The following is a 14,220-nucleotide window of genomic DNA, read 5'->3' on the forward strand; positions in this document are numbered from 1 at the left end:
TACACCATTCACCTTAATACTAGTTAAATTTTATTTCCATTAATTCATCTTTATCTACATTCTTTTTATCTTCATTAACGGATATTTCTTTAAATTTATCTGTATTTGCAACTACCATAAATACAGTTGCGGCAACAGCTTCTTTTCTTATTAAATCAATATTAAAATTTAAAAGTTCATCTCCAAGCTTTACTTTATCGCCAACTTTAACTAGTGCTTCAAATCCTCTACCTTCCATTCCTACGGTATCTATACCTACATGAATTAAAAGTTCTACACCTTTATTGGTAGTTATTGATAAAGCATGTTTTGTTCCAAATATCATTGAAACTACACCATCTGCTGGTGAGGTTATTTTTCCTTCTGCTGGTTCTATAGCAATACCTTCACCTAACATTTTACTTGCAAATGTTTCATCATTTGAATCTTCTAATTTTATAAATTCACCTTTTACAGGACTAAATACTTTTTCCATAGCCCCTTTATTTTTTTCTATTAATTCATCGCTATTTGGAATTTCTCCATCTACTTTATTTTCTGCAACTGCTGCAGCTTCTTTTTGAACTTTAGCAGTTTCTTTTTCTGTTGCTCCACCTGTTAATGCATCTAAATTAAATTTAATTGCACCTTTACCTTCATCAACATCTTTTATATCTCTTCTTACTTTAGGAATTAAGAAAAACATAATTGGTATTAATATTAATGGTCCAAAGAAAGCTATTCCCATACCTATAAAGTAAACACCCCAGAATTTAGGGAATATTGATAAAAATGCTGGTAACCCTCCAACTCCAATTGAAGTTGCTAAAACTCCATGTACTGCTATATATGCTGCTGCACAAGCTGAACTTATTAAACAAGCTAAGTAAGGCCATTTATATCTTAAGGTTACACCGTACATAGCCGGTTCAGTTACGCCTAGATAGGCGGTAATACCTGCTGTTGCACCAAGACTCTTTGTTTTTTTATCTTTACTTAAGAAGAACATTGCAAGAGCTCCTGATCCTTGTGTAATATTTGATAATGCTACCATAGGCCATAAAAGTGCACCATGTAATGGAGATGCTAATAATTGAAAATCTACAACTAAGAATGTATTGTGCATTCCTGTAATAACTATCATTGCATAAGTAAAACCAAATAATAAACCAGCAAATAAAGCATAATGTTTAAATAAGTATACAAATCCTGATGACATTGCATTACCTACTGCAAATGTTACAGGTCCGATAATAATAAATGATAAAAGTCCTGTTACTAATAATGCTACTGGAGCTACTAGTAATAATTTAAACGAATCTGGTACTACTTTATTCATGAATTTCTCTATTCTAACCATTATATATGTTGAAACAAGAACTGGTAATACTTGACCTTGATATCCTATCTTTTGGAAAGCATGTCCAAATAATGACCAAGTTGGTACTGTATGATTTGCTACTGCTTGTCCGTATGAATATGCATTTAATAATGCTGGATTAACAAGTATTAATCCTAAAACTATTCCTAATAAAGGATTTCCACCAAACTTTTTAGCAGCTGACCAACCAACAAGTGCAGTTAAGAATGTAAATGATGTATTAGCAATAACATTTACCATTTCTGCAAAACCAGCCCATGCTGGATATACTTGGATTAAAGATTTATTAGCATAAAATATTCCTTGACCTGCTAATATATTATTTAATCCTAGTAAAAGCCCCGCTGTTACTATTGCAGGAAGAATTGGAATAAATATATCCGATAAAGTTTTAATTGCAAGTTGTATTGGATTTAACTTTTTAGCAGCCTCATCTTTTGCTTCTGCTTTTGATACACCTTTTATGTTTGTAATTGATAAAAGATAATCGTATGCTCTATCAACAGTTCCTGGTCCTATAATAACTTGGAATTGTCCATTTGCACTAAAGTTACCTTTTACAAGCCCAATACTATTTAATTTTCCTTCATCAACCTTTCTTTCATCTTTTAAAATGAATCTCAATCTTGTAATACAGTGGGTTGCTATTGAAACGTTTTCTTCGCCACCAACAGCTTCTAATATTTCTTTTACGTCATCTTCAAACTGTTTTGTATTTGCCATAACCTTTCCTCCTAATATATATCAACTTATAAAACCTTTCCTTATACGTATATGTTTTTCTCTTTTCTTAACTTGTACGTATATCTTATATATTAATAATATCTTGTACGTATATGTTTTTCAATGTATTATTTGTAAACTTTTACTTAACTTATGAAAACATTTTCTTTTTTTATATGATTTACTTTAAATAAAGAAAAAGCTGTGCATTTTCAATGCTACAGCTTTTCAGTTTATTTTTCTTTAAATGCTAATTCTAAAAGTATTGGTGCTATTACAGTTGTTATAACTACTACAATAACTATTGGTGCTAGCATTAATGATGAAACTAATCCTACGCTTATCCCTTTATTAGCTACTATTAATGCAACTTCACCTCTTGAAACCATTCCTGCACCTATTTGTATAGATTCTTTTAATGTATATTTTGAAAGCTTTGCTCCTATTATGCATCCAACTATTTTAGTTAAAATAGCTACTAATAATAATACTACTGTAAATACTATTATTTTAAAATCCATTCCACCTAATGCAATTTGAAGTCCTATACTTGCAAAGAAAATTGGTGATAAAAACATATATGATAGAGTTTCAAATCTCTTATTTAAATAATGTGTCCTATCTGTTCCTGCCATTATAAGCCCTGCTATAAATGCTCCTGTTATATCTGCAACTCCAAAGAAATGCTCTGCTCCATATGAAAATAATAAACATAATACAAACCCAAATATAACAAATCTTCTCATATCTTTATTATATTTATTAATCCATTTTAAAAATACTTTTTTAAACAATATCCCTAATATTATAGCTAATACAAAAAAGGCTACTATTTTAAATAACACCATTCCAATATTAACTGTACTATCTGAAAGACTAGTAACAACTGTTAATATTATAATTCCTAAAATATCATCAATTAATGCCGCACCTAAAATTGTATTTCCAGCCCTTGTACTTAATTTTCCTAATTCTTTTAAAGTTTCTACTGTAATACTTACAGATGTGGCTGTTAATATTACTCCTATAAAGATATTTTCCATTAATATTTTTGTTCCAGAACCTGAGTTAAATATCTCTGCAACTACAAATCCTCCCACTAAAGGAATTATAACTCCTAATAAAGCTATTATAAATGATGCTTTTCCTGTCTTTTTAAGTTCTGTTACATCTGCCTCAAGTCCAGCTGTAAACATTAAAATAATAACTCCAAGTTCCGCTAAATTATGTATAAATTCTGTTTCATGTAAAAAGTTCAATGCTGCTGGTCCAATTATTATACCTGCTATTAAAGCTCCAACAACTCCAGGCATTTTTATCTTTTTAGCTAATAAGCCAAATGCTTTTGTAAACAATAAAATTACTGCTATGTATAGTAAGAATTCGTATGACATTTAATTGCTCCCTTCATCTTTTGTTCATTAAAAGAATATCTTATTTTAAAGTTATTTTCAACGTATAATAAGCTTTTTATTACTTAATCTTTTTACTTTTTAAATTTAAATAAAAAAACCCTTATAAATTTCTTTAATTAATAAAGTTATTTTATAAGAGTTTTTATCTTTTCCTATTATATTTTCTCAATTGCTAGTTCTAATTTTTTTCTAGCTTCATCATAATCTTTATTTCCATGTAATGTTTTAAATTCATCTTCTTTAACTAAATTTTTAAATAGGCTCTTTCTTACTATCTTTTGTCCTTCTTTATCAACCTCTAATGTTATTCCTGAAAAATAAGGATTTTTTTCATAATCATATGGAGCTTCTAATATCTCATTTATATATTTTTTATACCACTTTCCAGCCATATCATTCTCATTATTAGCCATGTATAATTTAGCAAATTGATATGCTCCTGTGCCCATTCCTATATTAAACTTTTCTTCTATATCTGTAAGTATATTTAAATATTTTTTTGCTTTATTTATATCACTTTTATTTAATCTTCCTAAAATCCCCAACATTGATGAAGTCTGATTTAAATATTTCATTAATAGTTTTTTAGCCATAATTTCAGCTTCACTCAATTCACCTTTTTTTTCTAATAAAATTGTATATAAAAATGCTGGATCTATACTTGTTCCATTTATATTTTTTATAGCTTCTTCACTTTTTTCATAATTTTCAATCATCATCTCTAAACTAGCTATACGTTCAAGTGCAATCATTGAATACTTAAAATCTTTCTTCTCTTCAACTTCATAATATAATTCTAATGCATAATTCATTCTATCTTTTACTATTTCTTCTGTTAAATTTTCTCCTAAGGTTCCATACATTTGAACTAAACTACCTACTGCTAACTTAAGATATAAGTTATCTTTTTCTTCTAATAAAATTTTATCACAATGTTTTTTTCCTTCGTCATAGCCTTGAACTAAAAATACTCCTGATAAATCTTTTTTTAAATTTCTTACTTCTTCTTCTGTCATCTGGTTTTTATTTAAAAATAAATCATCTATTGTTGTATTTAATGCTTTTGCTAACGGTATTAATACTCCTATATCTGGACTTGAGCTTCCATGTTCCCACTTACTTATAGCTCCTGCTGTAATTCCTAGCTTATGCCCTAATTCTTCTTGAGTTAGTCCATTTCTTTTTCTTAAAAATAAAATATTTTCCCCAATTTTTAAATTTCTCATATAAAAGCACCTACCTTACATAAAATTACTCTAATTATAATTTTATACTATATCTAACACAATAGATAGCTTTTTATATATCTTTAAAATTTATAGATTATTATTAAACATTACTCAAATTCTTTTACTTTAGGCATAGAGTTTATTAATAGTTTTGTATATTCATCCTTTGGATTATCATAAATTTCTTCTTTAGTTCCAATTTCTACTATCCTTCCTTTGCTCATTACAGCAATTCTATCACTTATATAATTCACCATTGATAAATCATGTGCTATAAATAAGCATGTTAAATTTTCTTCTTTCTTAAGCTTTTTAAATAAATTAACTATTTGTGCTTGCATAGATATATCTAGAGAAGCAATTGGTTCATCTGCAATTATAAATTTTGGATTCATAGTCAAAGCTCTAGCTATTGCTATCCTTTGTCTCTGTCCTCCTGAATATTCATATGGATAAGAATCTAAATAACTTTCATCAATCCCAACTTTATATATTACTTCTAATACTTTTTTATTTATTTCATCCTTACTTAATTTTCCTTGTATCCTTAAAGGTTCTTCTATAATATCTTTTATTTTCATCCTTGAATTTAAAGATGATGCTGTATCTTGAAATATAATTTGCATAGTATCGGCTATAAGTTTTTTCTCTTTTTTATTTCTTTTTTTATCTCCTATTTTTTCTCCTAAATACTTAATTTCACCTTCTCCATCTCTGTTTATCCCTACAATTGCTCTACCTAATGTACTTTTTCCTGATCCTGATTCCCCAACTAATCCTAAAATTTCTCCTTCATAAATATCTAAAGATATATTATCTACCGCTTTAATCTTTCCATTTTTCCCAAGTTTAAAATATCGTTTTAAGTTTTTAATTTCTAAAATTTTTTTCATTAAAGAGCAGCTCCCTCCAAGTTTTCAAACCTTTCTATATTCTCCTCATAATATGCTTTCCACGAGTATACATAATGTGTATCACTTATTTTTACTAACGGTGGTTCCTCTAAAAAATCTATTTTCAATGCTTCTTTATTTCTCCATGCAAATGGATCTCCCTTAGGCGGATTTACTAAATCTGGTGGCGTTCCTCCTATAGTTTCTAGAAATTCTTTATTTTTATTTAAGCTTGGTAATGACTTTAAAAGACTTATAGTATATGGATGTCTCGGATTTTTAAATATTTCTTTAGTTGTTCCCATTTCTACAATTTTTCCTGCATACATAATAACAACTCTATCTGCTACATTAGAAACTACTCCTAAATCATGACTCACAAGAATTACTGATGAGTTATGATCATTTTTTATGTGTAACATTAAATCTAATATTTGTTTCTGTATTGTTACATCTAATGCTGTAGTTGGCTCATCTGCTATTACAATTCTCGGTTTACAACTAACAGCTATAGCAATTACAACTCTTTGTCTCATTCCCCCTGAAATTTCATGTGGATATTGATTAAATCTTTCCTCAACTCTATCAATTCCAACTAACCTCATTAATTTTAATGCTTCTTCTCTCCCTTTTTCTTTACTCATCTTCAAATGAATTAAAAGTCCTTCCATAATCTGACTTCCTATAGTCATAGTAGGATTTAAAGATGTCATAGGATTTTGAAAAACCATTCCTATCTCTTTTCCTCTAAAACTTTCCCCTTCTCTTTCATTTAAATTTTCAATATGTTTATTTCCAAATATTATTTCTCCGTCTACTATTTTTCCTCCTTGAGGAAGGATATTCATTATAGCTCTACATAGTATAGACTTCCCACTTCCTGATTCTCCCACAATAGCTAAAAGCTCATTTTTCTTTAAATTAAAGTTCACTCCTCTTACAGCTTGAACTAGACCTTTTTTTCCCTCTATATTTATTTTTAAATCTCTTACCTCTAGCATTTTCCACCTCTTAATTTACTTTTTCACTAATTTAAATTCTAGGCTTTACTTTCTTTCTATTATTAAAATAGGAAACTCACTTTAAAGCGAGTCTCCCTCTTATTTTTAATCTTTACTCTTCAATTTTCCACTCTTCTACATTCCAAAGTATTCCTGCTGCATGATGCCCTAAAACAGTTGTATCTGATATTCCTTTTATATTTTTATTTCCTACAAATACTCCATCTATATAAATTAGAAAAGTGTATGGCATATTCTTTGTCATTACTTCTTGAAATTTTCCATATAGCTCTTTTCTTTTTGAATCATCGTTTGTCCATCTTGCTTCTTTTAATAATTTATCTACTTCTTTATTTGAATAGGCACTAAAATTTGAACCTTTATCTGTTCCAAATACTTTATAAGTATGATCATCTGGATCATATGGACTTCCCCATCCAATTAAATAAGTATCTTGATTCCCCCAATCTATTTCTGCATTTATAGCAACCTTTGCCTTTACTCCTACTTCTTTTAGATTTTGTGCACATATATTAGCTATATCTATTCTTACTTGATCGCCTTGTCCACAAACAATTTCAAATTCTAATTTCTCTCCATTTTTTTCATAAATATTATCTTTTCCAAGTTTCCATCCTAACTTCTCTATCTCTGCCTTAGCTTTTTCTGGATTATATTCAAACTTTTCAATATTTGGATTATTATAAGGGCTTCTTTGAAGTGGTGAATATGCAATTTCACCTTTTCCTAAAGCTACTGTTTCTAATATTGCCTTTCTATCTACCCCATAACTTAATGCATTTGGTAATTCTTTATGATTTTTAAAGAAACTTTTTCCTCCAAAGTTATAAAGAATTCCTCTATAATCAGATGTAGTCATATCCTTTATTTGAAACTCTTCATTACCTTTAAATACTTCTGCATCTTTTGGTGTTACTTGTGCTAAATCTACTTCCCCAGATTTTAATTGCATTACCTTTGCCTTTGGATCATCTACTATTTTAAATACTATTTTTTCTATAGATGGATCTACTTTAAAATACTCAGCATTTTCAACAAGTGTTATACTTTGTCCCGTATCCCACTTTTCTACTTTATATGGTCCTGTTCCTATAGGCTTCTTATTATATTCATGTTCAATAATATTTTTACCTTTTAAAATATGCTCTGGAACTATTCCAACTGTTAAATAATCTAATATAGCTACATTAGCCTCTGATAATACTATATCCACAGTATACTCATCTATTATTTTAACTTCTTTAATCTCCTCATAATTAGATGCTATCTCTGATACGTTATCAGGATTCTGGATAGTTTCTATAGTAAATTTAACATCTTTAGCTCCAAACTTCTCTCCATCATGCCATTTAACATCTTGTCTTAAATAAAATCTATAAGTTAATGTTTTTTCATTCCAATCCCATTTTTCTGCAAGTCCTGGAATTATTTTATTTTCTTTATCTCTATCTGTTAATCCATCAAAAATCAATGTATTTATTTCCCCATGCTCATATAATACTGGATTTATGCTCGTATAATCACTACTAGCATATACTAAAGTATTTTTTATTTCCGTTTTTTTAGTATCTCCTCCACCTTCATTTTTTGCTCCACAAGATACCATTACCCCTGTAATTATACTAACGCTTAACAATACAGCAGCTATTTTCTTTAATTTCATTTATAAATCCCCCTATAAATTATTACCCTTTTTATTATTATTCTTTCTTATATAATTTCCGATATTTGTTATACATAAAAGCGTTGTCACTAAAAATAATCCTGGAATTATAATTATCCACCATGAATTAGTAAGTAATGCTCCATCTGCTAATGAAAGCATAGTTCCCCATGATATTATATCTACTGAAAGTCCTATTCCTAAAAAGCTTAATGTAGATTCAATTCCAATTGCTGATGCTATATTAGTAACTACCATAAACATAATCACTGGTATAAAGTTAGGTATTAAATGTTTTCTCAATATATATAAAAAACTTCCCCCCATTACTCTAGCTCCAACTATATATTCACATTCTTTTATTCTCTTAACTTCTGTTCTAACCATCTTAGCTATACTCATCCAACTCGTTACTCCAATAACTATAGCTATAGAAAACACATTATTATTTCCAAGTATTCCTTGTATAAACATTATTATTAAAATAGATGGTATGCTTAATAAAATTTCTGAAAATCTCATCATAAAATCATCTACTATTTCATATGCAAAACCACTTATACTTCCGTATAAAACACCTATGCTCGTTGATATTACTGTTGCTAATAGCCCTATAATTAAAGATACTTTTCCACCATGCCAAATACTTGAAAAAATATCTCTTCCCATTGTATCTGTTCCAAATAAGAACTTACTATTAGGCCCTATATTTACACTGTCGAGATAAATATAAAAAGGGTCTTCAAAAGAAATATACTTTGCAAAAATACATCCTAAAATTATAGCTCCTAGTATAACTATTGAAGCTATTGGCATTTCTCTATACTTAGAATTCTTTTTTAAAGTACCTTCTTCTTTCTGCTCATTCTTAAATTTTTCATCTGCTATTTTAAAGTCATCTATTCTATACTTCATCTGCTATTTTTCCTTTATACTTCATTCTTGGATCAATATTAAAACTTATCCACTGCCCCATCATGTTGCCTAATATAACTAATGCTCCTGTAATTAAGCATAAAATTAATAACATATTATAGTCATGATATTGTGCGCTTTCTAATGATAATGTTCCAAGTCCTGGATAGGAAAAAACTTTCTCGACTACATAAGTTCCTCCAATTATATGCGGAATAGATATTGCCATTATACTTATGATTGAAGGTAACGTATTTTTTATACAATGCTTGTATATAATAATTTTTCTTTTAACACCTTTTGCTTTACATAATAGAACATAATCTTCTCTAATCTCTTCTAATATTTTATTTCTAATAAGATATGTGTAATACCATAAATGACTTAAAATAAGTACAATTAGAGGTAATATTAAATGAGAAATTCTATTTAATATATCTCCTTCTCGTCCTATATCATAAGCTCCGCTTGTTGGTAAAACTCTTAAATTAACGCCAAAAATTAATATTAAAACTAGAGACACCCAAAAAGATGGAATACTATTGCTTATATTTCCTATAAAACAAACTATTCTATCTATTTTTTTATCCTCATGTAATGCCAAGAATATTCCCAAAAGTATAGCCAATATAAATGTTAAAATATAAGCTATACCACCTAAAATAAGCGTGTTTCCCCACACTTTCCCTATAACTTCTGTTACATTTGTTTTATATTTAAACGACATTCCAAAATTTCCTGATGCAGCATTTTTAAACCACTTTACATACTGTATATACACAGGCTCATTTAAGCCTAAATTTTCAATTGCATTTTCCTTTTCCTCTATACTCATTCTTTCTACAGATTCACCATAATAAGACCTTAACGGGTCTCCTGGTGCAAGTCTTGCCATATAAAATACAACTATTGAAAGAATAAATAATGTCATAATAAACTGCATTATTCTTTTCATTATTAAAATATCTATCACCCCATTTGTAATACTCTTACAAATTAGTCTCCCACATTTCCTTCTAGACGATTGGGTTAAGATTTTCTCTTAATATGATTTCTTCTGAAATCTTTATTCCATAATCTACCATATCATAAAAACAAAAAAAATAGAACACTTTTCAGTGTTCTACTTTAATTTTTTTTATTTACCTTTTACGACAATTTCTTCTCCATCTATATCTACAACTGCTGTCATACCAAAGCCAATTTCACCTTTTATAATCTTTCTAGCTAAGATATTTTCAATTGTATTTTGGATATATCTTTTCAAAGGTCTTGCTCCATAAATTGGGTCATATCCTTCTTTTGCTAATACTTTTTTAGCTTCTTCAGTTATTTCAAGTTTAATATCTCTTTCAACTAATCTATTAGCAACTTCTTTCATGAAGATATCAATTATTCTTTCAATTCCTTCTTCATTTAATGGTTTGAACATTATAATATCATCAACTCTGTTTAAGAATTCTGGTTTAAATCTCATTTTCATTTCATCCATAACTCTTGTTCTAATTTCATCATTTACACCATCTTTAGCATCATTTTCTAAAAGATGTGATGAACCAATGTTAGATGTCATAATTATAATTGTGTTTTTGAAATCTACTGTTTTACCTTTATTATCAGTAAGTCTTCCATCATCTAAAATTTGAAGGAACATATTAAATACATCTGGATGAGCTTTTTCAATTTCATCAAATAACACTACTGAATAAGGATTTCTTCTAACAGCTTCTATTAATTGTCCACCTTCTTCATATCCAACATATCCTGGAGGAGGTCCAACTAATCTTGATACAGTGTGTTTTTCCATATACTCAGACATATCAATTCTTATCATACTATCTTCACTATCAAATAAAGTTCTAGCTAAAGTTTTTGCAAGTTCTGTTTTACCAACCCCTGTAGGTCCTAAGAATATAAATGATCCAATTGGTTTATTTAAATCTTTAAGTCCTGCTCTAGCTCTTAATATTGCACTAGATACTGATTTTACAGCTTCTTCTTGCCCAATAACTCTTTCTTCTAATTCTTCATCTAATTTTAGTAATTTTTCTCTTTCACCTTCTAAAAGTTTTGAAGTTGGAATACCAGTCCATCTTGATAATACTTCTGAAATTTCTTCTTCTGTAACTTCTTCTTTTAATAAAGAACCTTCTGACTCTTCTCCAAGTCTAGCTTCTTTTTCTTTCATTTCTTCTTCTAATTTTGGAAGTAAACTATATTGAATTTCAGCAACTTTATTATAGTCATATGCTCTCTTAGATTCTTCTAATTGACCTTTTGCATCATCAATTTTTTCTTTTAAATTTCTTACTTCGATAATAGCTGCTTTTTCTTTTTCATATTTAGCAGTTAATTCATCATTTTTAGCTTTATGTTCAGCTAATTGTTTTTCTATTGATTCTAATCTCTTCTTAGAATTTTCATCACTTTCATGACTTAATGCTTCTCTTTCTGCTTCTAATTGGAATACTCTTCTTCTAACTATATCAAGTTCTGTTGGAAGTGAGTCAATTTCTGATCTTATCATAGCTCCAGCTTCATCAATTAAGTCGATTGCTTTATCTGGTAAATATCTATCTTGAATATATCTATCTGATAGTTTAACAGCTTGAACTATTGCTTGGTCATGTATTCTAATTCCGTGGTGGATTTCAAATCTTTCTTTTAATCCTCTTAAAATTGAGATAGCATCTTCTACTGATGGTTCTTCAACAATAACAGGTTGGAATCTTCTTTCTAATGCTTTATCTTTTTCAATATATTGTCTATATTCATCAAAAGTTGTAGCACCGATACAATGTAATTCCCCTCTTGCTAAAAGTGGTTTAATTAAGTTACCAGCATCCATAGCTCCTTCAGTTTTACCTGCTCCAACTATAGTATGAATTTCATCAATGAAAAGAATTAATTTTCCTTCACTACTTTGAACTTCTTTTAATACAGCTTTTAATCTTTCTTCAAATTCACCTCTATATTTAGCACCTGCAATTAATGAACCCATATCAAGTGAGAATATAGTTTTATCTTTTAATCCTTCTGGAACGTCTCCATTAACTATTCTTTGAGCTAAACCTTCTACTAATGCTGTTTTACCAACACCAGGTTCACCAATTAAAACTGGGTTATTTTTAGTTCTTCTTGAAAGAATTCTTATAGTTCTTCTTATTTCTTCATCTCTTCCGATAACAGGATCTAATTTATGATTTTTAACTAGTTCATTTAAGTTTGTACCATATTTTGATAATGCATCATAAGTTCCTTCTGGATCTTGAGTATCTACTCTTTGACTTCCACGAACCTCTGTTAATACATCTTTAAATCCTTGCTCAGTTATTCCTGAAGTTCTTAAAATATTTCCGACTACTCCATTTTTATCTACTTCCATTATTGCAAGCATTAAATGTTCTACACTTACATATGAATCTTCGAATTTTTTTGAAATATCTTCTGCTCTTATTAATACTTCATTTAATTTATTACTTATATAAATTTGAGCTTCTCCATTAACCTTTGGTCCATTTTGAATCTCTCTATTAACTCTATCTCCAAGGCCCTTAACACCGATTCCCATTTTACTAAATATACTTGGGATTAATCCATCAGTTTGCTCTAATAAAGCACTGAAAAGATGAATTGTATCAATTTGTGGACTTTTATTTCTCATTGCTGTTCCGTTAGCATCATTTAAAGCTTGTTGTACTCTTAAAGTCATTTTTTCTACGTTCATCACATTCACCTCTTGTTTAATTCTTATCTTACTTATATATTACAACTAAGGTCAAAGAAAGTCAAAGTATATTTTTGTGTGATTAACCTTAAACAGACTGTTTTTTCAATTTAAATCTCTTTTTCTCTTCTTTCCTCCTTTTTTCTGTTTATTTCCTTCTTTTATATTTCCCCTTATTTCAATATTTTATTACTTCTTCCTTCTTACATTTCATATACAAAAAGCTAAAAACATGATTAATTCATATTTTTAGCTTTCTACTTTAAAATCTTTATTCCTTTTTTACTCTCATTATTTATTTGAATTCATCAAATCCAATTCTTCTTCACTTTTTTTCAGTTTTTCTCTATATGATAATATACTACTCAAGAAAATTGTTATACAAATTACGCTTGTTATAGAAATTACAATGGCTACAATTCTTGCTTCTATTGTTACTGGAACAATATCTCCATATCCTACAGTCGTAAATGTTATTATTGTGTAGTAAAACAAACTAAATATACCATCTGCATGACTAAAAGCTTGTCCATTTAAACTACTAACTCCACATGTAGCTACAAATAAATTTAAAACTATCATAACTAAAATCAGTACCGAAACTACCATTATTCTAGAGAAGCTTACGCCCTCTGCATCAGTTCTTCTTATATTATGTGGGTTCATAAGTATACTAAATATAAGTTTGATATTTAAGACATAACTTATGATTGTTCCAATTAAAATAAATGATGCCATTTTTTTAAATTCATCTGGAAATATAAATAATACTGTTAGATATGTACTAATTAAAAAATAACTTAATAAAAAATCAGTCTTAAAATCTTTATCTTCCGTCTTTCTTATAAAGCCATTTATTCTTTCACTAAATAATAATACATATCCAATAATATAGAACATAATAACAAATGCAATAACTACAATTACACCCTTTATTATAGGTGCACTTATATCAAAAAATCTTATATGCAAATTTCTATATATCCCCGTAAACAATGCCATAAAAGTAAATAATTCTGCAAAAATAATTAAGAATGCTAAGATAGTATTTTTTACTAAAGTTTTCCCTCTAAAAATATCTAAATATGTTTTATTTATATTTTTTATAACCTTTAAAAGTCTATATAATATTTTATTATCTTTTTTTAAATTCTGTTTTACTATAACTAGTATTGATATTACAGTAGCTGTCGCTATTATAAAGTACCCCATCTGTCCCTGCTACTCAAAATATGGATAAATATACCCATATCGAGATTTTTACTGCTTCTTA

Annotated in this window: 10 protein-coding genes; all 10 read right to left on the reverse strand. The window is 28.5% G+C overall.

Going from position 1 to position 14,220, the window contains the following annotated elements:
- Positions 1-19 precede the first annotated feature (19 nt).
- Positions 20-2,083, reverse strand: coding sequence for a PTS trehalose transporter subunit IIBC (gene treB / locus Q0W06_RS00860; RefSeq protein ID WP_297630031.1), 2,064 nt, complete (start codon positions 2,081-2,083; stop codon positions 20-22).
- A gap of 233 nt (positions 2,084-2,316) precedes the next feature.
- Entirely contained in the window at positions 2,317-3,477 is a 1,161-nt protein-coding gene (locus Q0W06_RS00865) for a cation:proton antiporter (protein ID WP_297630033.1), read from the reverse strand.
- Between the two features lie 176 nt (positions 3,478-3,653).
- A complete protein-coding gene (locus Q0W06_RS00870; RefSeq protein ID WP_297630036.1) occupies positions 3,654-4,724 on the reverse strand; it encodes a helix-turn-helix transcriptional regulator in 1,071 nt (356 codons plus the stop codon).
- Between the two features lie 110 nt (positions 4,725-4,834).
- The gene (locus tag Q0W06_RS00875; protein WP_297630071.1) at positions 4,835-5,620 is read right to left on the reverse strand and encodes an ATP-binding cassette domain-containing protein; all 786 of its coding nucleotides are present in this window, start codon (positions 5,618-5,620) and stop codon (positions 4,835-4,837) included.
- Positions 5,620-6,621, reverse strand: coding sequence for an ABC transporter ATP-binding protein (locus Q0W06_RS00880; RefSeq protein ID WP_297630073.1), 1,002 nt, complete (start codon positions 6,619-6,621; stop codon positions 5,620-5,622). The genes Q0W06_RS00875 and Q0W06_RS00880 overlap by 1 nt, the downstream gene beginning before the upstream one ends.
- A 112-nt stretch (positions 6,622-6,733) precedes the next feature.
- Positions 6,734-8,305, reverse strand: coding sequence for an ABC transporter substrate-binding protein (locus Q0W06_RS00885; protein ID WP_297630076.1), 1,572 nt, complete (start codon positions 8,303-8,305; stop codon positions 6,734-6,736).
- 12 nt (positions 8,306-8,317) lie between these two features.
- On the reverse strand, positions 8,318-9,220 hold the full coding sequence (locus tag Q0W06_RS00890; RefSeq protein WP_366516742.1) for an ABC transporter permease: 903 nt from the start codon (positions 9,218-9,220) through the stop codon (positions 8,318-8,320).
- Positions 9,210-10,175 carry an ABC transporter permease gene (locus Q0W06_RS00895; protein ID WP_297630079.1) on the reverse strand — a complete coding sequence of 322 codons (966 nt, stop codon included), beginning with the start codon at positions 10,173-10,175 and terminating at the stop codon, positions 9,210-9,212. Before Q0W06_RS00895 ends, Q0W06_RS00890 begins: the two co-directional genes overlap by 11 nt.
- A 183-nt stretch (positions 10,176-10,358) precedes the next feature.
- Positions 10,359-12,947, reverse strand: a complete 2,589-nt coding sequence (clpB, locus tag Q0W06_RS00900) for an ATP-dependent chaperone ClpB (protein WP_297630081.1) — start codon at positions 12,945-12,947, stop codon at positions 10,359-10,361.
- Between the two features lie 291 nt (positions 12,948-13,238).
- Positions 13,239-14,159 carry a potassium channel family protein gene (locus tag Q0W06_RS00905; RefSeq protein ID WP_297630085.1) on the reverse strand — a complete coding sequence of 307 codons (921 nt, stop codon included), beginning with the start codon at positions 14,157-14,159 and terminating at the stop codon, positions 13,239-13,241.
- Between the last annotated feature and the right edge of the window lie 61 nt (positions 14,160-14,220).

The sequence above is a fragment of the uncultured Clostridium sp. genome (assembly GCF_947072515.1).
Classification (GTDB): domain Bacteria; phylum Bacillota; class Clostridia; order Clostridiales; family Clostridiaceae; genus Clostridium.

What these genes read in the sequence shown, in the direction of transcription:
- treB (WP_297630031.1), bottom strand. Translation starts at nt 2,083, where the DNA reads ATGGCAAATACAAAACAGTTTGAAGATGACGTAAAAGAAATATTAGAA.
- Q0W06_RS00865 (WP_297630033.1), bottom strand. Translation starts at nt 3,477, where the DNA reads ATGTCATACGAATTCTTACTATACATAGCAGTAATTTTATTGTTTACA.
- Q0W06_RS00870 (WP_297630036.1), bottom strand. Translation starts at nt 4,724, where the DNA reads ATGAGAAATTTAAAAATTGGGGAAAATATTTTATTTTTAAGAAAAAGA.
- Q0W06_RS00875 (WP_297630071.1), bottom strand. Translation starts at nt 5,620, where the DNA reads ATGAAAAAAATTTTAGAAATTAAAAACTTAAAACGATATTTTAAACTT.
- Q0W06_RS00880 (WP_297630073.1), bottom strand. Translation starts at nt 6,621, where the DNA reads ATGCTAGAGGTAAGAGATTTAAAAATAAATATAGAGGGAAAAAAAGGT.
- Q0W06_RS00885 (WP_297630076.1), bottom strand. Translation starts at nt 8,305, where the DNA reads ATGAAATTAAAGAAAATAGCTGCTGTATTGTTAAGCGTTAGTATAATT.
- Q0W06_RS00890 (WP_366516742.1), bottom strand. Translation starts at nt 9,220, where the DNA reads ATGAAGTATAGAATAGATGACTTTAAAATAGCAGATGAAAAATTTAAG.
- Q0W06_RS00895 (WP_297630079.1), bottom strand. Translation starts at nt 10,175, where the DNA reads ATGAAAAGAATAATGCAGTTTATTATGACATTATTTATTCTTTCAATA.
- clpB (WP_297630081.1), bottom strand. Translation starts at nt 12,947, where the DNA reads ATGAACGTAGAAAAAATGACTTTAAGAGTACAACAAGCTTTAAATGAT.
- Q0W06_RS00905 (WP_297630085.1), bottom strand. Translation starts at nt 14,159, where the DNA reads ATGGGGTACTTTATAATAGCGACAGCTACTGTAATATCAATACTAGTT.